We start from the raw sequence: 23,025 nt of genomic DNA, 5'->3' as shown, positions 1-23,025 counted from the left end.
TGCACGCAAATTACACGCAATTACTCCACGCTTTCGCCGCGCGCCTTGTGCTGCGCCGCGAGCTTGTCCTGCTGCGAGGGCGGCACAGGATCGTAGTGGCTTAGCTGGATGCTGTAGTTGCCGTGGCCGCCCGCCAGCGAATTCAGGCGCGACTGGTAGTCGTTGAGTTCGGCGAGCGGCACCTTGCCCGCGATCACCATCGCATGGCCGCCCACCGTGCGCGTGCCGTGCACCTGCCCGCGCCGCGAAGAGAGATCGCCGATGATATCGCCCATGGCCGCTTCGGGCGTCATCACCTCGATGTCGACAATGGGTTCGAGCACGATGGGCTGCGCCTTGAGCACCGCATCGATAAAGGCCTTGCGCCCGGCCGTAACGAACGCCACTTCCTTCGAATCGACCGGATGGCTCTTGCCGTCGTACACGGTCACGCGCACGTCCTGCATCGGGAAGCCTGCGAGCGGCCCGTTTTCGATCACCTGCTGAATGCCTTTCTCTACGGCGGGAATGAACTGCGAGGGAATCGCGCCGCCCTTGACCGCATCGACGAATTCGAAGCCCGCGCCGCGCGGCAGCGGCTCGACGCGCAGCATGACCTCGCCGAACTGGCCCGCGCCGCCCGTCTGCTTCTTGTGGCGGCAATGGCCCTCCGCCTTGCCGCCGATGGTCTCGCGCCAGGCGATGGTGGGCGGCCGCGTGATGACTTCGAGCTTGTGCTGGTCCGTGAGGCGTTCGAGCATGTAGCGCAGATGCAGTTCGCCCAGGCCGTGCACGACAGTCTCGTTGGTGCCCTCGGGGTGCTCGATCAGCAAACAGGGATCTTCGGCGGCGAGCTTTTGCAGGACCTCCCAGAGCCGCTGCTCGTGGCCGCGCCGCGCCGGCTCGATGGCGAGACCGTAGATCGGATTGGGAAACTCGCACGGCGTGAGGTGGATATCGCCATCCTCGGGGGCGTCGTGCAGCACGTCGTCGAAGCTGATGTCGTCGGCCTTGGCCACCGCGCAGATATTGCCGGGGCCGGCGCGCTGGATCTCGGTGTGATCCTTGCCCTGCAGCATCAGCAGATGCGCGACCTTGAAGGGCTGGCGGCCATTGCCGATATAGAGCTGGCTGTCGCGCGTGACCGTGCCCTGATGGATGCGGAACACGGCCACCTTGCCGATGTACGGGTCCACCACGATCTTGAAAACGTGCGCGAGCACGTGTTTGTCGGGGTCCGGTTCCGCTTGCACGGGCGTGCGCTTGCCCTCGGCCTCGCGATAGAAGAGCGGCGGATTGCCCTCGGTGACGTTGGGCAACAAACGCACGAACACGTCGAGCAATTGCGCGATGCCCGCGCCCGTTGCCGCCGAAGTGAAGCACACCGGCACCAGATGTCCTTCGCGCAGCGCGCGCTCGAAGGGTTCGTGCAATTGCTCGGGGCGTATGGCTTCGCCTTGCTCCAGGTACAGCTCCATTAATTCCGGGTCCAGTTCAATGACCTGGTCCACGAGCGCATTGTGCGCCGCTTCCACCGAATGAAAATCGGCCACCCCCGAGGGGTTAAAAAAGCAGTCCACCACGTCGCTGCCGTTTTGCGCGGGCAGATTGATGGGCAGGCACTGCTTGCCGAATAATTCCTGAATTTGCGCGAGCAGGCCGGGAAGATCGACTTTTTCGCCGTCGATGCCGTTCACGACGATCATCCGGCACAGCTTGCGCTGCTGCGCCCAGGCCATCATGCGGCTGCTGGTCATCTCGATGCCGGTGCGCGCGTCGATCACGATGGCCGCGGTTTCCACGGCTTCGAGCGCGCTGATGGACAGGCCCGCGAAGTCGGGATAGCCCGGCGTATCGAGCAGATAAATGCGCGTGTCCTGATAGTCCAGATGCGCAAGCGCGGAATTAAGCGAGTGATGATATTTGCGCTCCAGTGGATCGAAATCGCAGAGGGCGGTGCCGCGATTCACGCTGCCCGGTGCGTGGAGCGCGCCGCCTTGATGCAGCAGCGCTTCTGCGAGCGAGGTCTTGCCGCAACCGGCGTGCCCGACGAGCGCGACGGTGCGGATGGCAACGGGTGCGAAATCCATTTTTTGAGCCCTCGTTAGACGGGGTCATCCGGCGTGATCCACGGCGGTTTTATGATTCCACTGGGTAATCAGGGGTTTGTCAACCTGATATCACCCACTCCCATGCAGTCGGGTCTTCAGCGCCGCTTCGAACGCGCTCAGCGCTTCGGGACCAGCGTCTGTGATCGCCCACCAGGTCATCCCGCTGTCGCGCCAGCGCGCCAGCGAGTAGCCTTCGCGGCCAGTCGCCCCGGCTGGGCCCGCGGCAGCCTGGGCGGAGTCCGGGAACACATACACGTCGATCACATGCTTGCGATAGTGATAAGTCAGGACCGCCACCCGCCGATGTCCGAGGTAGTCGAGCCGGCCCCCCACCAGGGGGAAGCCGCTCGCAGTCAAGTCTTCGACTGGAGGCGCATAGTCGATCCGGCCGTTGAACCACGGTTTCACCGTATGCTGATCGGACGAAATGACGTCGATGTCGCGCCCTGAAAGCTGGGCCCGGACGTGGCTCGACACGAGTTCGTCGACGAACGGGCTGTTGTCGACCGGACGAGCCAGCGTCAAGACCACGCCCGCCGCCACCGCGCATAGCGCAATCGCCAGACCTGTCAGACCTGTTAGCCCTGTTGATCCCGTCAGCCAGCCGGCGCGCGCGCCTTTGCCGGAGGCGGTGCTGCCGCCGCCTGTCCCGAAGCCGCCTCCATGCGGAATCCGCCAGCCGTCGAGCCATACAAAGCGTTTCTGCTTGCGCGTGGGAGCCTCCCTGTCATGCGTTTCGTCCGCATCGACCGACAGCGGGGCGGCCGGTAACGAGGCGGCTATCCGCGCGCGAAGCCCTTCGGGCGCACGGTAATACTCGGCGCGGCGCACCGCGCGGCTGACCGCGCGCACCGCCTCGCTTTCGCGACGGCATGCGTCGCAGCCCTTAACGTGGCGCTGCAGGCGATGCTCATCGGGTGGCGACAGCTCCCGGTCGACGCTCGCGTCCAGCAGCGGCCTTGCATCTTTACAGTCCATCTGGCATCTCCCCTCTGATGGCGCCTGGATTGTGGCGCGGGGCCAAGCCGCCGCGTAACGCGCCTGGCAGGTCGCTCGCATCGCTCGATGCACTGCTTCGGCGGGCGTTAGCGCTTTCGCCGCGGGATGGCGACTTCACGCCACGCGTCTGCAATGCGCTCAGCAGCGCGGCCAGCTTGCGGCGCCCACGCGCCAGGCGCGACATCACGGTGCCCACAGGCAGGTCGGCAATCTCCGCAATCTCGCGATAGCTCAGTTCCTCCAGTTCGCGCAGTATCAGCACCTCGCGAAATTCGACCGGCAGCTGATCCAGCGCCGCATGCACGAGACGTGTGTCCTCGTCGCGGATGAGGAGCGTTTGCGGATCGGCGCATGCAGCGCTCCACTCGTCGATCGTGGCATCGTCGAGGTTGTCGTCGAACCCGGCAACCTCGTGCGACGACTTGCGCCTGCGCCACTCCGTGTACCAGGTCCGCCGTACAATCGCCAGCAGCCAGGGGCGCGCGGTGTCGCCGCGAAACGTATCGAAGAAGCGGAATGCACGCATGAACGCTTCCTGCACGATGTCGTCGGCATCGTTGGAGTTGCCGCTCAGCCAGCGCGCGAGGTTGTACGCGGCATCGAGATGCGGCAACGCCATTTGCTGGAAACGGCTGCTGCGGGCAGCGTCGTCTCTATTGGTCTCACCCACACTGTCTCTCCACGCAGGTTTTTGCCAGGGAGGCCGAAAGAATCAGCGAAATTCCGGAGCGAAGCAATGTTCCTGACAACACGTGAAATTTGGACATGGGTCGACCTCTACAAAGTGTGCATAAGGAACATCATTAACCTCTCAGGCGCGCGAGCCCACCGGATGTTTTCGCAGCTTTCGACGTTCAAAGGCGTTGCGCAACTGACCCAGGATCAACGCACTGGCAATCAGCGCTAGATACAGAGCGACGAGATTGTGACGCGTAGCATTGAGGGCTGCCTGGTGGATCACGAGCGTGGCATCGGCGGGCGGAAGAATGCGACTCTGTCCAACGACGGCTCGCATCATCCGGATAAAGCCCGCAGCCGACAGCAGCGGTAACAGGACAACGAACGCCAGCAGCGCGGGCCGCAGGCGACGCGCCTGCGCAAAGCGGCGCAACCGGAACCACAGCCCGAGGCATCCGTGGATCCAGCCGGGCGCAAGCAGCGCCAGTTGGAGGCCCTGCGTGCCGCTCGTAAGCAGTACGACAATGACGCGTTCGTAGTCGGGTTCGAAGCCATAGAGCGAAGACGCAAGCCGCGTTGTCACCGCATGGCGGATAAGCAGGAGCGGCAGGCTGAGCCCTGCCCAAAGGCGGATCCATTCCGCGGGCGGCAGCGCCCAGTGGCGCCGCCCGTATATCGTGTGCAAAGCCAGCGTGAAATGCAGGGTTGCAGCACCGTAGAGCGCGATCGTTCCGGGTATGCTGCGCCAGAGCCGCAGGGCGAGTACGAGACCGCGCCCGGCCAGGTCGAGCGACCAGATCCCGAGCGCGTGATTGACCAGATGCAGCAAGAGATAAGTCAGCATCACGAGGCCCGATGCTAGTTGAAGCGGGCGCAGAATGGATTGCACCCTGACGCTCACTTCCGCCTCCAATGAGCGAGGCGCGGCATCCTTCGAGCGGGCGTCGAAATGGCGCCCGCTATTCTCGCGAGCTTGTTGATGCGCCGGCGTAATTGAGCAGATTCGCGACCAGATTCGCGACCAGACGCGCTGGGCGCCGTTGACCGGTGCGGCGCGCTGTCCTGCTCAATCGCCGCGCATTGAAGCAGCGATTCGGCGAAGCGCTGTAATGCCGATATCGAACCGCATACGCTCTGGTATTCCTCGCGGCCAATCCTGCCGTCGAGGATAACGGTCAATCCCGACGCACGAGCCCTGTCGATGATGTCCATTTCGTTTCCCTCATTTCGTGTGCCACGACTGCAATACCGCGAACTCGTGCCGGTTATTCCCGGATTCGACGAGAGAGACGTGAAGGCAGGCGGATAAGGGACGTGTTCAGGATCGGGAATAAAGCGGCCGGGTGGGCGGTATTGCACTTGAAACCCGCCCTGGAAGCGCTCCGGATCGAACCGGCGCGCGGCTTTCTGAATCCAGTCGAGAGGAGTTCCGCTGTTCCCGCAGCATTGAGTCGCGTGGCGCCTGCCCTCGTCCGCGCTGCCCCGAGCTTTCCGCCTTCATCGGCCAGGACCCGTCATATGGACCAGCTACAAGCCATGCGCGTCTTCACGCGTGTCGTCGACCTGAGCAGCTTTAGCCGCGCGGGCGATCAGCTCGGCATGTCCGCCGCAGCCGTCACGCGCAGCGTCAGCATGCTGGAGGCGCATCTGAACCTGCGCCTCCTGAACCGCTCCACGCGCAGGCTCTCGCTCACCGAGGCGGGCCGCCTCTATTTCGACGGCTGCCGCGCCGTGATAGAAAAGCTCGACGAAGTGGAATCCGAGCTCGTACGCGCCACGTGCGACCCGAGCGGCGTGCTGCGCATTGCTGCGCCTTCGGTGTTCGCAAGCGGTGCGCTCGCCGCGCTGCTCGGTGCGTATCGCGGCGCGAACCCGCGCGTGGATTTCGATGTGACCGCGTACGACGGCCACATCGACATGATCGAAGGCGGTTTCGACGTGTGCTTCGCCACCGACCACCAGCAGGTCAACGCCTCGCTCGTGAGCCGCGAACTCACTTCTATGAAGGAGATCGTGGTGGCCGCGCCCGGCTATCTCGCGCGCAAAGGCGTGCCGCGCACGCCGGGGGAACTCGCGCAGCACGACCTGCTCGCGGTTTCCGACGCGCCGCGCAGCTGGACGTTCGCCAATGCGGAGGGTCTGCAGCGCGTGAGCGTGAACGGACCGCTCACTGCGAGCGGCTACGTCACCGTGCGTGCCGCGGCGCTCGCCAACATGGGGATTGCACTGTTGCCGCTGCCCCTCGTTACCGAGGACATCGCGCGCGGCGTGCTGCTGTCCGTGCTCAACGCGTACGACATAAGCGGCGGCATGCAGCACGTCTTCATCGTATACCCAGGCCGCAACTACCTGACGATGAAAGCGCGCAGCTTCATCGACTTCGCGGTCGAGCAGTTCCGTATCGATCCTGCAAACGCAGCCAGTGGCACGCAAAGCACGCCGGTCGCGATGCGCGCCGTCGCCTGATGTGCGGGAAGAGAATCGGTTCGCCACAAAAAATCCGGGAATAAAGTCGAATCAAGCTGAGTTCAGCATGATGCAGCAAGCGAAATTTAACGGATMTAAATGTAGGAGTTCGAAATGAAAAAGCATCTTGTATTCGGTCTTTCCATTGCCATTCTTGCATCGGCTAGCGCCGCGACCAACGCGTTCGCTCAGGAAAAGACCGGTGCCGAAGTCCGCCAGGACGACGGGCACCAGATGGCTGGCAACCAGCAAAACGCAAGCGGCGTCGGCGCAGAGATGTCGGGTTCGGGCGCGTCGGGCGTCGCCAGACCATCGGCGGCTGGCAAGGCGGAGCCGAACTGTGTCGGTCCGGTCAGCTTTTGCACGCTCTACTTCGGTAGTTGAATGCGTGCGCATGGCGGCTATGCGTGGGCCATTGGACCGGAGTCCCGTCAGTCGCCCATCAAGCTGCTCGTTGGCAGCGACAGCTTGCCCTGGTCGACGAAGCGAGTACCGCCGCCGATGCCGCCCGCCAAGCGCCCACGGACCTCGTAGGGGATGCGGCCCGCCTTCACGCCGCCCCCGAAGGCGAATGCCTGGCGCACGGCGGCGAATGCGGGCACGGTCAATGGCACGACGATCACGGTTTCACCGAATCGAGGCACGACCCCGCTCTGATCGCTAACACCGCTGGCGAAGGATTGGCCGTTGAGGTTCAGTTGCAGTGACGCACCGCTAAATTCGACCGGCGAGTCGTTGGGATTCTGGATGCGCAGCTTAACGTTAAAGCGCATCTCCAGTCCTTCGCCCTGGAGCGGGTCGATGCCCGCCACGCTGACTCTGAGCGGCTCCTGGCCGGTCAACCCCACACACGCGCTGCACAGGAAAAGGACACAAAGGAAGGCGCAGAAGAGGCGACCTGAGCGCACAGCATGGAGAGCCGGCATGGCAAGCCTCGTCGGGTTGATCTGCTGGTGCTGGCCAGTGTAGCGCTTTTCCATCTTTGAACCGTGGAGCGAAGCTCGCGCTTAACGCCGCCTGCCACCGCCTCTGCCGCCGCCGAAGCCTCCTGCGCCCCATCCGGTGCTGCGCGCAGTGCCGCTTCCCCTTTGCAGGCTCGAGTTCGCACGATTGATATCTTGCCGTACGGCATTGCCGCCGCCACCCAAGCCCTGGAATCCGTTGTCGCGTCCAGCGGCCGCGTCCCGGCCCCGAAAGCCGCCGCGCCCGTCCGCGCCGGCGCTGCCGCGGCCGTATTTCTGGCGCGTGGCATTGTCGCGATAGGCCACGCCCTGGCGGTGTTTCGCATCATGCTGCCAGCGTCGGTTGCCATCGGGCTTGCCGCGTTCGAAATTGCGGTCGATGTTGGTGGCTTTGCGATGGTCGACATACACATCGCCGCCATTCCAGTTGCAGTTGCCGAAGATCGCCGCTGCCGCGATCAGGCCGACGCCAAAACCGAAGGCGGCGCCGGGATAGTACGCGGGATAGGGCGGCCAGTAGTAGTACGGGAACGCCGGGTAGGCCCACCCGGCGTAGACGACGGCGGGATCGTAGACCGGCACATAGATCACCGCAGGATCCGCGGGCTCGATGCGCACGATCGTCTCGCCGCCAACTGCGCCGCCGGCCGGGGCCTCCACGATCACGGTCTGCTGCTCATTCGATTCGAGGTGTCCCGATTGCTTCGCGCGCGCACGTAGCCGCTGCACGGCGTCGAGCACGTCTTTCGGCTGGCCCAGGAAAGCGTCGCCGAGTTTCTGGGTCCAGTCGAGCTTGTCGTTCATCGGCTCGAGGATCTGCGGGAACGCGACCAGCGATTTCACGCTGACGTCCCACGTCTCGCTCTGCACCGCCTTGATTGCGGCCTCACCCTTGAGATCCGGGTGCGCCTTGAGCCAGCGGGCGGCAAGCGCGACCTCCATCGGATAGGTGGACGCCATCAGCACCTGGGACAGGAGTGCGTCCGGATAAAGCGCGATCGGCGCGACCATGGCCTCGATTTCCTCGCTCCGGTACGGCGCGGGTTCGTTCTGGGCTTGCGCGCTGCTCGCGCCGCTCGCGGCGGGTAGCGCGGCGGACGGCGCTACAGCTGCCGGGCCGGCCGCTGGCGGCGCGACAGCAGTCTGGCATCCGGCAAGCGCCAGCAGGGCGCAACACGAAACGGCATAGGTCCGGCGCGTCATGGCGATACCTTCCTCCAGCCGTGGCCGGGGTCAAAGGATTGCGTGGCCGCTGCCTGCGCAGCGGTATTCGGTCCGAGGTCGCGCTGATAGACCTGGCCCGTATAGTTCGCGATGAAACTCATCACCCCGGTATCGCCGTAGCGCGCCGGCCATGCCATGACCGCAAAGCCGGCAAACAGCTTGCCGTCGAGAACGTAATTGAGCGCGCCGCCCTGGGCGCCGGGCCCTTGCGAGGTGAGAATCTTGTAGCGATAGCCGTAATAGCCGTCTTTGCCCTCGTTTTGCGCGCCGGCGCCTTCGAACGCGGGCCCAAGCGGGCTCGGGGATTCTCCCGGGCCAGTCGGCCAGTACAGGCCGTCGTGCTTCCCGGGGGAGCTCGACAGTTTGCTCGCGTAGACCATCATCGTCCCGTCGTCGTGGGTGGTCTCGGCGTATTCGTCCTCGGCGTCGCGGATCGCCTGCAGGACCTGGATTGCGGCAAGCTCGTTGCGTCCGATGCGTCGCAGGCGCATTTCTTTCGCGCCTGCGGCGGTGTCGAACTGCCAGCCGCCGGCCGACTTGACGATGGGGATGGGCAAGGTCCAGCCATCGTTGCCGACCGCGATGACCGCGCGCCCGTCCGATTGCCGGATGGCGTGAGCGACGCCCCATGCTTTGATGAACTGCGCCCGGACGGCGTCGTCGACCGGCGGGATGACGTCGCGGAAATGCTCGCCCAGCATGTTTTGCATCGCCGGTTCGTCGTTGTTCAGCACGGCCTGGCCGAAAGCCGTCATCGCCGCATCCGGCGTGCTGAAGTGCTGGCGCGCGAGCGCGTTTGTCGCGCCGAGCCCGAATAGCAGCGCGCAGGCCACGCCGATGCGGGCTCGCCGGAAAAATCCGTGTTGCGGGGTTCTCATGCCTGGGTCTCCCTGACATAGGCTTGCGCGGCGCGGGGCGCGTCGCAGCCGGTCCGCGGGCAGTGCCGGTTCAAGCGTACGCGAGGCGGGAGACTGCTGGTATTGGACTTTGGTCCCATACCCGCCTGGCAGGTTTTGGTGCAAATCGGCCCGAGGCCACGAGGCCCGCGTAGTGCGCCATGTCGACCATGAAATACGCGCCCACGCTCCTGGCGATCCTCGAAAGACGCTCGAAGCCGCTGTGCAGCGCGGCCGCGCTGCACAGCCATTCAGACGGACCCGCTCGTGCGGCCGCCGCGCGCGTCGCGCATCGTCGCGGCATAGCCGGTCAGGCCCAGCAACGGACCGGGCACGAGCAGCCAGGTTGCATCCACGCCGATGTAGCCGAACAGCGCGGTAGTGGCGGCGATCGAGACCACCGTGATCGCAAAGCCGATCGAATTCTGGATTGCCAGCGCGCCGCCCACGCCGCCGGGCGGGCACGCCTTTGCCGTGAGCGCCGAGAATTGCGGAGAATCGGCGATCACGGACGCGCCCCAGAGCAGCAGCAACACCGCGAGCATCGTGGGCGAAAGCAGCCGCCACGCGATAGAGAAGGTCAGTGCGCACAGGCCCGACATCGCGAGCGCGCCAAGCGCGACCCTGGCGCTGCCGATGCGTCGCGACAACGCGCCGCCAATCAACGTACCGAGCGCGCCCACGCCGATGACGCAGAACGCAAGACCCGACACGCCCATGCGTGGAAAAGCACCCAGCAGCGCGGTGCGCGAAATCAGCAGCGGCACTGTGGTCCAGAACGCGTAGAGCTCCCACATATGGCCGAAGTAGCCGAAGGCCGCCGCGCGAAATGCGCGAATGCGGAATGTCGCCCAGGTGCTGGCCGTGGCATGCGCGCTGCCGGCAGAGGAGCGTGCCATGCGGGCGTGCGGCCCCTCGCCGAGTGCGCCGACGAGCGCCGCGCCAAGCAGCGCGAGCACCGACGAAGCGGTAATCACGAGTTGCCACGGAAAGCCCGCGCCAACGAAACGCATCGCATGCGGAAGCGCGGTGCCGAGCGTGAGCATGGCGACGAGTTGCGCGAGCGCCTGACCGGTTCGCTCGGGCGCCCATCCGACGATCAGCTTCATCCCCATCGGATAGATGCCGGCCAGACACACACCCACGCAAAAGCGCAGCACGGCCCCGCTGACGAGGCCAGTCGCGAGCCACGCGAAACCCAGGTTAAAGAGCGCACCCGCCAAAGCGCTCAACACGAAAATCCGGCTTGCGGCGTAGCGGTCCGCCATGCCGCTCGACGATATATAGAGCGTGCCGAGAATGAAACCCATCTGCACGGCGCTGGTGAGCCAGCCGATGTCGCTAGCCGTGGCGTGCCAGACGCGCATCAGGTCGGCGGCCGTGCTGTTCGCGCTGAACCACAGCGAGGTGCCGAACAGTTGCGCAACGGCGATGGTGCCGGTCGCGCCCGGCACGCGTTGCCGAAGGCCTGGACGTTTGCGTGCGGTGGTGGAATTCATGAGGTGCCTGGTAGCCATGCTCGCGCACGGCGGCGCGCGGGGTGACGACCAGGTCATGTGCCTTTTCAATTCCCCTGTGGCCCGTTAAAGCGCTCCAGCAGCGAACTGAGCAAATCGATCGGCAACGGAAACACAATGGTCGAGTTCTTGTCGGCGGCGATGGTGGTGAGCGTCTGCAAATAGCGCAGCTGCATGGCCTGCGGCTGCTGCGCGAGCCGCTGCGCGGCTTGCAGCAACTTTTCGGATGCCTGAAGTTCGCCTTCCGCATGAATCACTTTCGCGCGTCGCTCGCGCTCTGCTTCGGCCTGGCGCGCGATGGCGCGAATCATCGTCTCGTTGAGGTCCACATGCTTGATCTCGACGGTGGAGACCTTGATGCCCCACGCATCGGTTTGCGCATCGAGCGTCTTCTGAATGTCGGCGTTCAATTGCTCGCGTTCCGCGAGCAACGCATCGAGTTCATGCTTGCCCAGCACCGCGCGCAGCGTAGTTTGCGCGAGCTGGCTCGTGGCCTCGAAAAAGCGCGCGACCTGAATCACGGCTTTTTCCGGATCGACCACGCGAAAGTAGACCACGGCGTTGACCTTCACCGAAACGTTGTCGCGCGTGATCACGTCCTGCGCGGGCACGTCGAACACGACAGTGCGCAAATCGATGCGCACCGCCTGCTGCACGACGGGAATGATGAGCACGAGCCCCGGCCCCTTGACCTTCCAGAAGCGGCCGAGCATGAACACCACGCCGCGCTCGTACTCCCTGAAAATGCGAATGGCCGAAACGGCGAGCATGATGGCCAGCACAATCAGCAGACTCGTGAAACCGAAGGTATAACCGATCATGAATGTCCTCCGTGATGTGCTTCGCGCAGCGGCGCTTCGTGCAGCGGCGCGACGCTCAACAGCAGGCCGTGGCGACCCGTCACGCGCACCTGGCTGCCCGTGGCGAGCGGCACCTCGCAAGTCACGCGCCAGCGTTCGCCATGCACGCGCGCCCATCCCGAGGCCAACGCGTGATCGGGCGTCAGGCCTTCGTCGATGATCTCGCCGATGCTGCCGACCATCGCTTCCGAGCCGCTCACCACCGGGCGGCGGCGCGCGCGCAGCGCCACGCTGGAGACCGCCGCGACAAACGCCGCGCCGCCGAGCGCGAGGCCCGCGATCAGCGGCAGCGGAATGCCGTAGCCGGGCACGTCGGTGTTGATCAGCATGAGCGCGCCCACGGCGAACGCGACGATGCCGCCAAAGCCGAGTACGCCGAACGTGGGCAGGAACGCTTCGGCAATCAGGCACGCGAGCCCCAGCATCACGAGGCCGAGCCCCGCATAGTTGATGGGCAGAAGCTGCATCGCGAAGAGGCCGACCAGCAGGCAGATTCCGCCGGCCACGCCGGGCAGCACGAAGCCGGGATTCGCGAACTCGAAGAACAGGCCGTAGATGCCGATCGTCAGCAGGATCAACGCCACGTTCGGATCGGCCACGATGGAGAGAAAGCGATTGCGCCAGTCGGGCGCGACATACACGAGCGGCGCGTGCGCGGTTTCGATGCGCATCGTGCCGGCCGCCGTGGCGATGGTGCGGCCGTCGAGCTGGTGCGCGAGATCGGCGGGGTCTTGCGCGATAAGGTCGATCACGTGCTGGTCGAGCGCCTCGCTGGCGGACAGGCTCACCGCCTCGCGCACCGCGCGCTCCGCCCATGTAGCGTTGCGCCCGCGCAGCTGCGCGAGGCCGCGAATATAGGCGGCGGCATCGTGCATGACCTTGCGTGCTTCGGTGGAGGCGTTGTCGGTGGCGTTGTCGTTGGCTTTGTCAGTGGCTTTGTCAGTGGCCTTGTCATTGGTCTTGTCGCTGGCCTGCCCGCCCGAGGCCGCGCCTGGCGCGCCGGGCGGATTTGGCGCGCCGCCCATGCCGCCGATCCCGAGCTGCACCGGCGAGGCCGCGCCGAGGTTGGTGCCGGGCGCCATGGCCGCGACATGGCTTGCGTAGACGATATAAGTGCCCGCGCTCGCGGCGCGCGCGCCGCCAGGCGCGACGAACGCGGCCACCGGCACGGGCGAGCCGAGGATCGCCTTGATGATCTGGCGCATCGAGGTGTCGAGTCCGCCGGGCGTGTCGAGCTGGAGAATCGCGAGCTGCGCGTGCTGCTGTGCGGCGCGCTCGAGCGTGCGGACGATGAAATCGGCGCTGGCGGGGCCGATGGCGCCGTTGACGGTCATCACGACGACCGCGCGCTGTGCAGCCGCCTGAGCAGGCTGCGCCTGAGCCGTGGCGTTGAGTGCCGCCACCGCCGCGCAAACCACCAGCAGCGCCGCAAAAAGCGCGGCGCGCGCGAGCCGCGCCGGCAGCGGATGGCGCGGCGGGCGACGAGGGGGCGGAGGCGCGTCGTGCTCCGCCGCCCGGGTGGGGCGATGAGCGCGCATCGGAACGTCCGGACGGGCAAATGGAATAGCCCGATATTTAAGAGTAGGTGGTTTTTGGGGGAAGGGGGGAATAGCGCGGAAATGTTGCGGTGCAGCGGGGCGTAATCATCAACGACAGGTGCCCGCCTCAAAACCAGGTGGACACCTGTGTTCCTCGTTCAGCGCGCCGCCTCGAGCCTCAAGGCAGCTTGCCAAGTACGGCGCCGAACTCGTCCTTGCTCAGCGCACGCAGCGTTTGCGTGCGGATATTGCCGAGCGATCCGAGCGCAAGGCCGAACGCCATGAAGCTCTGCTCGTCCGGTGCTTCGACGATCGTGACAATGTCGTATTTCCCTAGCGTCCAATAAATTTCCCTCATTTCGCAGCCGAAGGTTTTGGCCATTTCCGCGGCCTGGCCGGCGCGCTGCGCGCTGTTGCGGACAGTGCGAATGCCCTGGTCGGTGAACTGCGCAAGAACCACATAGGTCGACATGACGGCTCCTCGTATGTTGACATCGGGTTGGAAGACGCGCGCGGGCTTTCGTCACGAACGCCATCGCAGCCGTGCTCATCAAATGCCTCCGCGCGCGTTCGACATTTCGGGCAGGCGCGAGCACGGCTGGCGCGTCGTTCGAGTCAACTGCCCGCTGCCTGCCGGGCTTCGGGCAGGATGTTCTGGTTGCACCGGAAAAGGTTGTCCGGGTCGTAGCGCGTCTTGATGGCGATGAGACGCTGCATGTTCGGCCCGTAAGCCGCCTCGACGCGCGCGCGTTCGTCTTCGGTCAGGAAGTTCACATACACGCTGCCGAGCGCGTAGGGCTTCGACGCTTCGAAAAATCCGCGCGCCCAGGCAATGCAGCGGGCGTCGTCCTCGGGTTCGGTCCAGCGGCCGTGCACGTTCATGACGTAGAGCGCATCGCGGTTTGGATAGGCCATCGCGTCGGCGGCCACGCGTTGCGTCGCCGCGCCGATTTGCCCGAAGAATATTTCGCACTGGGGCGAGGGCAGCGTGGCAATAGCGTCGCTCAACGTGTCGATGAGGGCGTCCGGCAGCGCGGCGAGATTGTGCGATTTCCAGTAATTGCGCGCACCCGGCGTGAGCAACGGATCGAACGCCTTTTGCCACGCGGCGTAGGGCATCGGCCCAAGATGCTCGCCATAGGGCTGACCGAAACGGCGCACCGGCTCCACCGCGCTCGGGCCGTCTTCCAGCGCGCCCGTGTAGCAGACCGCGAACGCGATGATCGGCTTGCCGTGCACCTCGGGCGGCAGGAACGGCAATGGCGGCGCGAGGCGCGATACGCTCCAGACCGTGAGCGTTTCCGGCATCGCCGCGGCGGCTTCGCGATACTGTGCGAGCGCCTCTTTCGCGGCGTCGAACGGCAGTACGACGAGTCCGCCGTAGACTTCGGGCCCCACCGGATGCAGCGCGAACTCGAACATCGTGACCACGCCGAAGTTACCGCCGCCGCCGCGAATCGCCCAGAACAGATCGGCGTTTTCATCGGCGCTCGCGCGCAGCAGATTGCCATCGGCGGTCACGACGTCGGCGGCGACGAGGTTATCGACCGACATGCCGAAGCGCCGGCTCAGCCAGCCGAATCCTCCGCCGAGCGTGAGTCCGGCCACGCCGGTGGTCGAGTTGATGCCAAGCGGCGTGGCGAGGCCGAACGCCTGGGCTTCGTGATCGAAGTCGCCCAGCGTCGCGCCGGGTTCGACATACGCGCGGCGCGTGGCGGGCTCCACTCTGACCGACTTCATCGGCGAAAGATCGATCACGAGACCGTCGTCGCACAACGCGCTGCCGGCGATATTGTGGCCGCCGCCGCGCACGGCGAGCGGCAGCCCGGTGTCGCGCGCGAACGCCACTGCGCGCCGCACATCGGCGCAGCCCTGGCAGCGCACGATCAGCGCGGGACGTCGCTCGACCATGGCGTTCCAGATGCGCCGCGCTTCGTCGTAGCCCGCGTCGCCCGGTTGCAGCACCTGGCCGCGAAGCGTGCCTTTCAGTGTTTCGATGGAGTCGCTCGACAGAGTGGGCATGGCACACCTCTCATTCAACGGATCGGGAAAACGCACGCGATTGGCGCATCGCGCCACGGCCTGGCATGGACTGGCTGAACTGAACTTCTGGCGACCGATTCAATGTGTCGAATCAAGGCGGATTTCGCACGCGGGGATCAATGCGTGCATTCGGTCGGGAAAGCGTGAAAGACGGGCTTTCGGAATGGCTGCGGGCGCAGCCTGGCTGGCCGGGACATGGAGGCCCAGCCGACGAGCGCTTCGCGAAACGGCTCGTAACCCGGGCTCGTACCCCGGCAGCCGGCGAGGCTCGAAGATAAATTAGCTAACCTGAATGATCAAGCTCGATAGATAATTCTTTTGCGTTTGGTTTGCGCATTTCACTTAATTCGCGCAGTTAAATCAGATTATTATTGTGCGCGAATTCATTTTAGTAGTTTAGCAAACGCATTACGCCGATTCTATAATTTTCACGCATACGCGGGCTGCTTGCGTATGCGCGCGTCGTAAAGCGCTGTTAACCTGCCAACAAGGGGTCTCGCCATGACTCGAAAGTACATTGATTGCAGGGAGTTCCCCAGCGAGATGAATTGCACGGTTGCAATTTCGGCGGATTCGGACTCGGAGCTTCTGGAGGCCGCCGTGCAGCACGCGGTGAGCGTGCACCATCACACCGATTCACCGGAGCTGCGCGCACAAATCAGTCAGCTCTTTCACGAAGGCTCGCCGCCCGTAGCGTCGCCACGCGCGGCATGAGCGAGAACAGGTGGCCGGCATGCAACGTGCCGGCCCAGGCGGGGGTGCCTCGGCGGGGAGCTAATCGCCACAGCGCGTGAGAGCAGGAGCCCTGCGCGCCGTGGCGATTGCTGCGATTGCCTGCGAGTGCTTGCCTTAGTAGTGAACCACGGTGCGAATCGACTTGCCTTCGTGCATCAGATCGAAGGCTTCATTGATCTCCGTGAGCGGCTTCGTGTGCGTGACGAACGGCGCGAGCTGGATCTTGCCCGACATGGCGTCCTGCACCATGCCCGGCAGCTCCGAGCGGCCCTTCACGCCGCCGAAGGCCGTGCCCAGCCAGCGGCGGCCTGTCACGAGCTGGAACGGGCGCGTGGAAATTTCCTGGCCCGCGCCAGCCACGCCGATCACGACCGACTGGCCCCAGCCGCGGTGCGCGCATTCGAGCGCCGCGCGCATCACGTTGACATTGCCGATGCATTCGAAGCTATGGTCCACGCCCCAGCCCGTCATCTCGACGATCACTTGCTGGATGGGCTTTTCGTGGTCCTTGGGGTTGACGCAGTCGGTGGCCCCGAAGGCGCGCGCCAGATCGAACTTGGTCGGGTTGGTGTCGATGGCGATGATGCGGCCCGCCTTGGCGATCTTCGCGCCCTGGATCACGGCGAGACCGATGCCGCCGAGGCCAAACACCGCAACCGTGTCGCCTTCCTGCACCTTGGCCGTGTTCTTTACCGCCCCCAGACCCGTGGTCACGCCGCAGCCCAGCAGGCAGACCTGTTCCGGATTCGCTTGCGGGTCGATTTTCGCGAGCGATACTTCGGCCACCACGGTGTATTCGCTGAACGTGGAGCAGCCCATGTAGTGATAGATGGGCTGGCCGTTGTAGCTGAAGCGGGTGGTGCCGTCGGGCATCACGCCCTTGCCCTGGGTGGCGCGCACCGCCACGCACAGGTTGGTCTTGCCGCTCTTGCAGAACAGGCACTCGCCGCATTCCGCGGTGTAGAGCGGAATCACGTGGTCGCCGGGCTTTACGCTGGTCACGCCTTCGCCCACTTCCACGACAATGCCGGCGCCTTCGTGGCCCAGCACGGCGGGGAAGAGGCCTTCGGGATCGTCGCCGGAGAGCGTGAAGGCGTCGGTGTGGCAGACGCCCGTATGCGTAATCTTCACCAGCACCTCGCCCTTGCGGGGCGGTTCGACATCGATCTCGACGATCTGGAGCGGCTTGCCCGCTTCGAATGCGACTGCGGCACGTGATTTCATGGGAATCCTTAAGAATAGTGGTCGAACGGCTGCGGGCGGAGCGCCTAGCGCAAATAGGTCCGGACGAGGCTCACGACATCGTCGATCGAGCCGGACGTGGACTCCGTGATTCCAGTCAGTTGCGTGAACTCTTCGCGCAGATGGCTTTCGAGCACGCCGGCCATGACCCCGTTGATTGCGCCGCGAATGGCCGCGAGTTGCTGCAGCACGGGAGCGCAATCGGCGCCTTCCTCTAGGGCGCGCTCGAGCGCGTCCAGCTGCCCGCGCACTTTGCGCACGCGCGTGAGGACGCGTTTCTTTTCTTCGGGGGAATGGGGCATGGCGTTACCGGAATGGTGATACTGGGAGAGAGTATAGTGGAATACTGCCTGGGAGTATAGGGGCCGCGAGGCCGCCGCCGCGCTCAGCGCTTCAACAGCCATAGCAGCAGGGACACCACCGCCGAAACCAGAATGCCGGTGACGATGGGGAAATAGAAGTCGAGGCCGTCCGTGACGATATGAATGTCGCCGGGCAGTCGGCCGAACGGGATGCGCACGAGCCAGCGCCATCCCAGGCCCGCGAGGATGCAGGCAATGCCGACAACAATCAGGAAACGGTTCATGCAGCGCGCTCCCCTTGCGCTGGTGGGATCAGATCATGATAGGCCGATGGAGGAAATTTTGGCGCGTATGCGGTTGCGCGCGACTATTAGGGGCGGTTCACGAATCCGTAGCGCCCGCGGCACTCAAGGCATAATTCCCTACGCGAACTACCTGTAATATTTGAAAGCCCCCCATGGCATTGCACAGACTTTCCGCTTTCGCGCGCCAAATCGCACGAATTGCGCTGATCGCGCTTTTGTCCCCGCTTTTGTCGCCGTTTTTGGCTCTCACGCTGGTTGCTCCTGCGCTCGCCTTTCCGGCTGTCACGATCGCGCCCGCCGCGACCGCAAGCGGTGTGGACGCCACGCCGCCCGCCATTTCTCTGACCGAGGTGCAAGCGCTGCTCAAGCAGATGCAGGCCAAGCAGGACGGCATCAAGCAGCAGACCTCGACCGCGACGGGCGGCAAGGATCTCGATGCGCTCTCCGACGCAACCCAGCAACTGAGCGCCGACGTCGATAAATTGCGCAGCCAGATCGCGCCGCTGCGCACGCAGGTACAGGCTCAGCTCGACGTGCTCGGGCCGGCGCCGGCTTCCGGCGAGCCGCCCGGCACCCAGGCGGTGGCCCGCCAGCGCGCCACCCTGAATGCGCGCAAGGATCAGATCGACGCCGTGCTGAAGCTGGCCGACGACCAGAAAAGCAATCTCGACATTCTGTCCGCGCAGTTCGCGAAGCTGCATCGCGGCTTGCTGAAAAACCAGCTCGCGCTGCGCTCGGGCGGCATTTTCAGCGCGCAATTCTGGGTGCCGCTGCTGCACCAGCCTCCCGAAGACGGGCAGCGTCTCGGCGCGTTCGACGCTCAGGTGCGTGAGATGTTGCGCTCGGTCTGGGAGCCGGGCCAGCGCTTCCTGACTTCGCTGCTGTTGATCGTCGCGCTCGCGATCTGGCTCGGCGGGCGCAAGCTCGTGCAGCGCTCGCTCGCGTGGTTCTGTCTGCATCGCTTGCCGCCCACGCGTCTGCGCCGCAGCGCGCTGGCGTTGTCCACAGCTATCTCCACGCTGCTGGCAGCGTCAATTGCGCTACAGGTCCTCTATCTGGCGCTCGCGCGCCGCGTCGATCTCACCCCCTCGCTGAGCGACCTGTGGGGCGAGTTCACGAAGCTCACGCTGACTTGCGCACTGATCTCGGGGCTCGGCCGCGCGCTGTTGTGCACCAATCATCCTTCGTGGCGGCTGCCCGCGCTGGCCGATCCGGTGGCGCGCGCGCTGCGGCCGTTTCCGAGCACGCTCGCGATGCTGCTGTTCGTCGCCGGCGCAGTCGAGGCGATCAACCGCATCGTCGACACGAGCCTTTCGGTCACGCTGCTCGGCCGAGGCCTCGTTTCGCTTGTCACGGTGCTAACCATCGGCGCGGCGCTGCTGCGCGCGAACCGCGTGCGCGCCGCGATGGCCGCGGCCGGCGAGGCGCCCGAATCGCACTCCACGATGGCGGGGCTGATTCACGCCGGCACCGCACTGGCGATCATCGCGTCGCTGATCGCGCTGGTGATCGGCTATATCACCGTTGCGCGCTTCATTACCTACGAACTGGTGTGGTTCGAGATCGTGCTGTGCAGCATCTACGTGCTCACGCAATTGAACCGCGATATCTGCGCGAGTCTCTTTAGCGCGAATTTCTCGACGGGCAAGCAGCTGAAAAATCTGCTCGGACTCGAGGACAAGCATCTCGACCAGGTGCAAGCCGTGCTCTCGGGGGTCGGCACTAGCATACTGATGCTGCTCGCGGTGGTGGCGCTGTTGACAGGCGGCTTCGGCACGACGCCGGCGGACCTCCTCAACAGTCTCATCGGCATCATTGGCGGGCAGCGGCTGAAGAGCCTCGACATCATGCCCGCGCATATCGTGAACGCCGTGATCGGGTTCGCAGTCGGCGTTTACCTGCTGCGCTCGGTGCGCCGCTGGCTCGACCAGGAGTTCATGCCGGCGCTGGGCATGGACCCCGGCATGCGCATGTCGCTCATCACGCTGTTCACGAACGTGGGCTATGTGCTGCTGGTGCTGATGACGTTCTCGCTGCTTGGCGTGCGCTGGGACAGCCTCGCGTGGATCGTGAGCGCGCTCTCGGTCGGTATCGGCTTCGGCCTGCAGGAGATCGTGAAGAATTTCGTCTCGGGTCTGATCCTGCTGACCGAGCGGCCCGTGAAGGTGGGCGACCGGATCAGCATTGCCGACATGGAAGGCGACATTCGCCGCATCAACGTGCGCGCGACCGAAATCCAGCTGCTCGACCGCTCGACGATGATCGTGCCCAACTCGCAGCTGATTTCGCAGAACGTGCGCAATGTCACCATGGGCGACAGTACCCAGGGCGTCGCCACGCTGGCCTTGACGTTCCCGCTGGATACCGATCCGGAGCAGGTGCGCGACCTGTTGCTCGCGGCCTATCTCGAGCATCCCGACGTGCTGGCCGAGCCCGCGCCTTCGGTGCTGTTCAGCCAGCTCACGCCCCAGGGCATCACGCTCAGCGTGACGGGGTACGTAGGCAGCCCGCGCATCGCCGCCAAGACCAAGAGCGATCTTCTCTTCGCCATCCTCAAGCAATTGCGGGCCGACGGGATCACGCTGTTGAATCCGCACAAGGTGATGGTGCAGAACTGGCCGATGCAGGACTCCGCACAGACGTAGATCGGGAAACGCGGCGCGGAGCTTAACCTCGTCGCGGCCCCCGTAAGGTCATAGGGCGATTACTTGCCGCAAAGCAGGAGCAGGCGCTCCTGGTCCGAGCATGGCCGGCCGGTGATTTTCTGCTGGGCGGTAGGGCCTGGCGGCGTCGCCGCCGCCTGCGTTGCGGCGCGATGCGCGATACAAGCCTTGAGGCGGTGCTCGACAGGCGGATAGTACTGCCACCCTTTGCCAAGGCCCGGCAGTTCGAGTTTCACCTGCTTCCACTTCGGGTGGCCTTGGCTCTGCAGATTACCGAAGTTCTCGCAGAGCGAATCGGCAAATCGTTTCAGATTGCCGACGGTGTCGCGCAGATTGTAGTCATAGGTCACGAGAAAGGCCTTGACCGTCCATGTCGGCACATCTTCTTTCAGCCAGTTCGGGTAGCTCGATGCGTGAATGGTCGCGGGAAAATAGGTTTGCTTCGCGCGGGCCGTTTCCGGGGCGTTCGCGTCGACGCGCAGGAAGCGGATTTGCTGAAGCAGCTCGGGATTCATGTCGGTAAAGAGCTTCGCGGGTTGCCCTGCGACGACAATCGCCACATCGATCTTCTTCACGATCAGCGCGGCCAGCGCATCTTCGTTGCTCAGATTCTGTACGTTCTGCTCGGGAATCGGCTGGCCGAACATGAGGCGGTACAGTGTCGTGGCCGATTGCGCGGTGCCGCTGCCGATCAGGCCTACGCTGATGACCTTGTCCTTGATCTCATTGATCGTCTTCATCGGCGAATCGTTTCTAACAACGAAATAAATTTCCTCGTCATAGAGCGGCATGATGAGCCGCAGCGGGCGAATCATCGTGCCGGCCTCTTCGTTGCCCGATTTGGCCATATCGACGTAGGCCTGGTAGACGTCCGACTGCACGAGCGCGAGTTTTACGCCCGGTTCGAAGCGCATGCGCTGCACGTTTTCCGCCGACCCCTTCGAGGGAATCACTGCGAGGTCGATGCCGGCGGGTTGCGCAACCCATTTTGCGAGGTCCTGGCCGATCTGGATGTACGTGCCTCGCTCCGGGCCCGTCACGATCTTGTAGTGTGCTTCTGCATCTGCCGTGGCGCTGGCGGCGAACGAGGAAAAAAGCAGGGCAAACAAGCCCGTCAGGGCCGCCAGGATCATTTTCAGCATGGTCTCTCTCCCGCATGGAATCTGATGACCGACAGACCTCCAATATGATATGGAATCCTGCTCAATGCGCCGCGTTTGCCGGTGACGGGTGCTTCCAGCCGTCTTGCACGATCGCCCGCTCCGCTGCATCGGCGCCATTGGTGTTGCCATTGATGGCCGGACTGGTGGCACGGGTCGTGGCAGATTGATTCGCTGCCGCAGCCGTTTGCGCAGCGCGATTGCTCGCGCCCGGCGGATTCGGTGCGCTCAGCGGTGTCCAGCCCGTGGCAACGATGGCGCGCTCCATCAACGCGCGTGCGTGCTGGCTGTATGAATCGATCGCGAGCGCTTCCGATGCCTTTTGCTGTACGCAGCCCCAGACATGCTCCGACGCACATTGCTCCGCGATCCGCAACGCACTATCGCGTTGCTGTTCGCGCGGATTATCGGACACGTCACTGATTGGCGGCGTGACTTGCGGTTTTGTCGTGGCGGATTGCGATCCCGTATCGGCAGCCGTGGGCTGCCCGGGCGCAATGTAAGCAATGGACCCGCCCGAAGTGTGTGCGCTCTGCTCGTCGGCGGGACTATAGGGCTTGCGGATTTCGACGATCAGAAGATGCGCCGCGTACCCGATGGTGAGAAACATCCCGGCGAGCAACAAGCCTTTCGTGAAGATCCATCGCGGCGTGAACCTCGATAGCGCCTCATGTTCGAGCGGCCCGTTCAGGTATTGGGGCTTTACTGTTTCACGTTCGGGTACAGGCAGGTCCGTGCGCGAGAGCCTCGCGGCCGCAGGCGCGGGGGGGCCCGCCGCCATGGCGCCAAGGGCTCCCGGCATGATTCTCGGGCGCACATCCCGCGCAACCCTGTCGAGCGGATGATGCATGCCGCAGTAAGGGCAAAGGTCGACGTCATCGTGAAGCATGTGGCCGCAGCGCTTGCATGCCGCCGGGGAACTCTGGTCACGAAAAATCTGAGTGGACATGTTGATGCTCCACCGATATGCCAGCGCCATTGGCATCTTCAGAATCGTTGTCGAAGCGACCGGTGAGGCGTCGCTGGGCTACGATCTGCATGTGCGAGAGAACGGGAGCGCCGGTCCGTGCGCTGCCGCGGGTGAGGAAAATATGGGTGATTTCCCACACTGAGTCAACCTTCGCTGTTACCTACCGCACATATGCATTTTGGAATATTTGTTTGAAGGGTTGCATCGCGTATTTTTTTAGTATGCATGTGCGGTATCCACGTTTGGGAACAAAATCGCGAAGCTGGAAAACGTTACGGATAAAAGCTATTTAATTCATCAATGTCTTACTTCGCGTCGCCAGAGCGTGATGCTGACTGTTCATGGATCGGGAACAGCGCGTCGGCTCGTGACATC

General features: G+C 64.4%; 22 protein-coding genes and 1 pseudogene. 4 read left to right on the top strand and 19 right to left on the bottom strand.

What is annotated here, in order from left to right:
• Positions 1-20: 20 nt before the first annotated feature.
• The 5 genes from fusA to NH14_RS18290 all read right to left on the bottom strand — a co-directional run bounded on the left by fusA (position 21) and on the right by NH14_RS18290 (position 4,979).
• A complete protein-coding gene (gene fusA, locus NH14_RS18310) occupies positions 21-2,069 on the bottom strand; it encodes an elongation factor G (protein WP_035530554.1) in 2,049 nt (682 codons plus the stop codon).
• A gap of 90 nt (positions 2,070-2,159) precedes the next feature.
• Entirely contained in the window at positions 2,160-3,068 is a 909-nt protein-coding gene (locus NH14_RS18305) for an anti-sigma factor family protein (RefSeq protein WP_035530551.1), read from the bottom strand.
• On the bottom strand, positions 3,058-3,708 hold the full coding sequence (locus tag NH14_RS18300; RefSeq protein ID WP_237179692.1) for an RNA polymerase sigma factor: 651 nt from the start codon (positions 3,706-3,708) through the stop codon (positions 3,058-3,060). Before NH14_RS18300 ends, NH14_RS18305 begins: the two co-directional genes overlap by 11 nt.
• A 192-nt stretch (positions 3,709-3,900) precedes the next feature.
• A complete protein-coding gene (locus tag NH14_RS18295) occupies positions 3,901-4,611 on the bottom strand; it encodes a hypothetical protein (RefSeq protein WP_202031706.1) in 711 nt (236 codons plus the stop codon).
• A 53-nt stretch (positions 4,612-4,664) separates the two neighbouring features.
• Complete coding sequence (locus tag NH14_RS18290) at positions 4,665-4,979, bottom strand: hypothetical protein (protein WP_035530549.1); 315 nt, start codon at positions 4,977-4,979, stop codon at positions 4,665-4,667.
• Between the two features lie 306 nt (positions 4,980-5,285).
• On the opposite strand from NH14_RS18290, the gene NH14_RS18285 reads away from it, so the two are divergent.
• Positions 5,286-6,233 carry a LysR family transcriptional regulator gene (locus tag NH14_RS18285; RefSeq protein WP_035530547.1) on the top strand — a complete coding sequence of 316 codons (948 nt, stop codon included), beginning with the start codon at positions 5,286-5,288 and terminating at the stop codon, positions 6,231-6,233.
• Positions 6,234-6,347: 114 nt separating this feature from the next.
• A complete protein-coding gene (locus NH14_RS18280) occupies positions 6,348-6,617 on the top strand; it encodes a hypothetical protein (protein WP_035530545.1) in 270 nt (89 codons plus the stop codon).
• Positions 6,618-6,664: 47 nt separating this feature from the next.
• On the opposite strand, the gene NH14_RS18275 is transcribed toward NH14_RS18280, so the two are convergent.
• The 9 genes and pseudogenes from NH14_RS18275 to NH14_RS18235 all read right to left on the bottom strand — a co-directional run bounded on the left by NH14_RS18275 (position 6,665) and on the right by NH14_RS18235 (position 15,252).
• Positions 6,665-7,159, bottom strand: a complete 495-nt coding sequence (locus tag NH14_RS18275; RefSeq protein ID WP_035530647.1) for an LEA/WHy family protein — start codon at positions 7,157-7,159, stop codon at positions 6,665-6,667.
• Between the two features lie 81 nt (positions 7,160-7,240).
• Positions 7,241-8,398: a DUF3300 domain-containing protein gene (locus NH14_RS18270; RefSeq protein WP_035530544.1), complete on the bottom strand. Its 1,158-nt coding sequence runs from the start codon at positions 8,396-8,398 to the stop codon at positions 7,241-7,243.
• Positions 8,395-9,297, bottom strand: coding sequence for a DUF2950 domain-containing protein (locus tag NH14_RS18265; protein ID WP_052148316.1), 903 nt, complete (start codon positions 9,295-9,297; stop codon positions 8,395-8,397). The genes NH14_RS18270 and NH14_RS18265 overlap by 4 nt, the downstream gene beginning before the upstream one ends.
• Positions 9,298-9,427: 130 nt before the next feature.
• Positions 9,428-9,556: pseudogene (glyA, locus tag NH14_RS33555) on the bottom strand (serine hydroxymethyltransferase); the annotation flags it as partial.
• A 10-nt stretch (positions 9,557-9,566) separates the two neighbouring features.
• The gene (locus NH14_RS18255; protein ID WP_035530542.1) at positions 9,567-10,814 is read right to left on the bottom strand and encodes an MFS transporter; all 1,248 of its coding nucleotides are present in this window, start codon (positions 10,812-10,814) and stop codon (positions 9,567-9,569) included.
• 65 nt (positions 10,815-10,879) lie between these two features.
• On the bottom strand, positions 10,880-11,653 hold the full coding sequence (locus tag NH14_RS18250; protein ID WP_035530540.1) for a slipin family protein: 774 nt from the start codon (positions 11,651-11,653) through the stop codon (positions 10,880-10,882).
• A complete protein-coding gene (locus tag NH14_RS18245) occupies positions 11,650-13,230 on the bottom strand; it encodes an NfeD family protein (RefSeq protein ID WP_035530537.1) in 1,581 nt (526 codons plus the stop codon). The genes NH14_RS18250 and NH14_RS18245 overlap by 4 nt, the downstream gene beginning before the upstream one ends.
• Before the next feature lie 178 nt (positions 13,231-13,408).
• Positions 13,409-13,702, bottom strand: a complete 294-nt coding sequence (locus NH14_RS18240; RefSeq protein ID WP_035530535.1) for a GYD domain-containing protein — start codon at positions 13,700-13,702, stop codon at positions 13,409-13,411.
• 143 nt (positions 13,703-13,845) lie between these two features.
• Complete coding sequence (locus NH14_RS18235; protein ID WP_035530533.1) at positions 13,846-15,252, bottom strand: FAD-binding oxidoreductase; 1,407 nt, start codon at positions 15,250-15,252, stop codon at positions 13,846-13,848.
• 522 nt (positions 15,253-15,774) lie between these two features.
• Between NH14_RS18235 and NH14_RS18230 the strand changes: the two genes are divergently transcribed.
• Positions 15,775-15,987, top strand: coding sequence for a DUF1059 domain-containing protein (locus tag NH14_RS18230; RefSeq protein ID WP_035530530.1), 213 nt, complete (start codon positions 15,775-15,777; stop codon positions 15,985-15,987).
• Positions 15,988-16,122: 135 nt separating this feature from the next.
• Here NH14_RS18230 and NH14_RS18225 read toward each other — a convergent pair whose 3' ends face one another.
• The 3 genes from NH14_RS18225 to NH14_RS18215 all read right to left on the bottom strand — a co-directional run bounded on the left by NH14_RS18225 (position 16,123) and on the right by NH14_RS18215 (position 17,836).
• On the bottom strand, positions 16,123-17,232 hold the full coding sequence (locus NH14_RS18225; protein ID WP_035530528.1) for an S-(hydroxymethyl)glutathione dehydrogenase/class III alcohol dehydrogenase: 1,110 nt from the start codon (positions 17,230-17,232) through the stop codon (positions 16,123-16,125).
• 44 nt (positions 17,233-17,276) lie between these two features.
• Positions 17,277-17,552 carry a formaldehyde-responsive transcriptional repressor FrmR gene (gene frmR, locus NH14_RS18220; protein WP_035530526.1) on the bottom strand — a complete coding sequence of 92 codons (276 nt, stop codon included), beginning with the start codon at positions 17,550-17,552 and terminating at the stop codon, positions 17,277-17,279.
• 83 nt (positions 17,553-17,635) lie between these two features.
• Entirely contained in the window at positions 17,636-17,836 is a 201-nt protein-coding gene (locus tag NH14_RS18215) for a DUF2905 domain-containing protein (RefSeq protein WP_035530525.1), read from the bottom strand.
• Between the two features lie 173 nt (positions 17,837-18,009).
• Between NH14_RS18215 and NH14_RS18210 the strand changes: the two genes are divergently transcribed.
• Complete coding sequence (locus tag NH14_RS18210) at positions 18,010-20,502, top strand: DUF3772 domain-containing protein (RefSeq protein ID WP_035530523.1); 2,493 nt, start codon at positions 18,010-18,012, stop codon at positions 20,500-20,502.
• Positions 20,503-20,561: 59 nt separating this feature from the next.
• Here the strand turns inward: NH14_RS18210 and NH14_RS18205 are convergent, their stop codons facing one another.
• Positions 20,562-21,662, bottom strand: a complete 1,101-nt coding sequence (locus tag NH14_RS18205) for a TAXI family TRAP transporter solute-binding subunit (protein ID WP_035530521.1) — start codon at positions 21,660-21,662, stop codon at positions 20,562-20,564.
• Between the two features lie 61 nt (positions 21,663-21,723).
• A complete protein-coding gene (locus NH14_RS18200; RefSeq protein ID WP_152617227.1) occupies positions 21,724-22,629 on the bottom strand; it encodes a hypothetical protein in 906 nt (301 codons plus the stop codon).
• Positions 22,630-23,025 lie beyond the last annotated feature (396 nt).

Source organism: Paraburkholderia sacchari, assembly GCF_000785435.2.
GTDB lineage: Bacteria > Pseudomonadota > Gammaproteobacteria > Burkholderiales > Burkholderiaceae > Paraburkholderia > Paraburkholderia sacchari.
Note: the sequence above shows the minus strand (reverse complement) of the source record. Positions and strands in the feature narration are given on the sequence as shown.

Coding starts and splice junctions, on each gene's coding strand:
- frmR (WP_035530526.1), bottom strand. CDS start 17,552: ATGCCCCATTCCCCCGAAGAAAAGAAACGCGTCCTCACGCGCGTGCGC.
- NH14_RS18235 (WP_035530533.1), bottom strand. CDS start 15,252: ATGCCCACTCTGTCGAGCGACTCCATCGAAACACTGAAAGGCACGCTT.
- NH14_RS18205 (WP_035530521.1), bottom strand. CDS start 21,662: ATGCTGAAAATGATCCTGGCGGCCCTGACGGGCTTGTTTGCCCTGCTT.
- NH14_RS18265 (WP_052148316.1), bottom strand. CDS start 9,297: ATGAGAACCCCGCAACACGGATTTTTCCGGCGAGCCCGCATCGGCGTG.
- NH14_RS18215 (WP_035530525.1), bottom strand. CDS start 17,836: ATGAACCGTTTCCTGATTGTTGTCGGCATTGCCTGCATCCTCGCGGGC.
- NH14_RS18285 (WP_035530547.1), top strand. CDS start 5,286: ATGGACCAGCTACAAGCCATGCGCGTCTTCACGCGTGTCGTCGACCTG.
- NH14_RS18280 (WP_035530545.1), top strand. CDS start 6,348: ATGAAAAAGCATCTTGTATTCGGTCTTTCCATTGCCATTCTTGCATCG.
- NH14_RS18270 (WP_035530544.1), bottom strand. CDS start 8,398: ATGACGCGCCGGACCTATGCCGTTTCGTGTTGCGCCCTGCTGGCGCTT.
- NH14_RS18240 (WP_035530535.1), bottom strand. CDS start 13,702: ATGTCGACCTATGTGGTTCTTGCGCAGTTCACCGACCAGGGCATTCGC.
- NH14_RS18245 (WP_035530537.1), bottom strand. CDS start 13,230: ATGCGCGCTCATCGCCCCACCCGGGCGGCGGAGCACGACGCGCCTCCG.
- NH14_RS18250 (WP_035530540.1), bottom strand. CDS start 11,653: ATGATCGGTTATACCTTCGGTTTCACGAGTCTGCTGATTGTGCTGGCC.
- NH14_RS18305 (WP_035530551.1), bottom strand. CDS start 3,068: ATGGACTGTAAAGATGCAAGGCCGCTGCTGGACGCGAGCGTCGACCGG.
- NH14_RS18225 (WP_035530528.1), bottom strand. CDS start 17,232: ATGAAATCACGTGCCGCAGTCGCATTCGAAGCGGGCAAGCCGCTCCAG.
- fusA (WP_035530554.1), bottom strand. CDS start 2,069: ATGGATTTCGCACCCGTTGCCATCCGCACCGTCGCGCTCGTCGGGCAC.
- NH14_RS18210 (WP_035530523.1), top strand. CDS start 18,010: ATGGCATTGCACAGACTTTCCGCTTTCGCGCGCCAAATCGCACGAATT.
- NH14_RS18300 (WP_237179692.1), bottom strand. CDS start 3,708: ATGGCGTTGCCGCATCTCGATGCCGCGTACAACCTCGCGCGCTGGCTG.
- NH14_RS18290 (WP_035530549.1), bottom strand. CDS start 4,979: ATGGACATCATCGACAGGGCTCGTGCGTCGGGATTGACCGTTATCCTC.
- NH14_RS18275 (WP_035530647.1), bottom strand. CDS start 7,159: ATGCCGGCTCTCCATGCTGTGCGCTCAGGTCGCCTCTTCTGCGCCTTC.
- NH14_RS18230 (WP_035530530.1), top strand. CDS start 15,775: ATGACTCGAAAGTACATTGATTGCAGGGAGTTCCCCAGCGAGATGAAT.
- NH14_RS18295 (WP_202031706.1), bottom strand. CDS start 4,611: ATGCTGACTTATCTCTTGCTGCATCTGGTCAATCACGCGCTCGGGATC.
- NH14_RS18200 (WP_152617227.1), bottom strand. CDS start 22,629: ATGTCCACTCAGATTTTTCGTGACCAGAGTTCCCCGGCGGCATGCAAG.
- NH14_RS18255 (WP_035530542.1), bottom strand. CDS start 10,814: ATGAATTCCACCACCGCACGCAAACGTCCAGGCCTTCGGCAACGCGTG.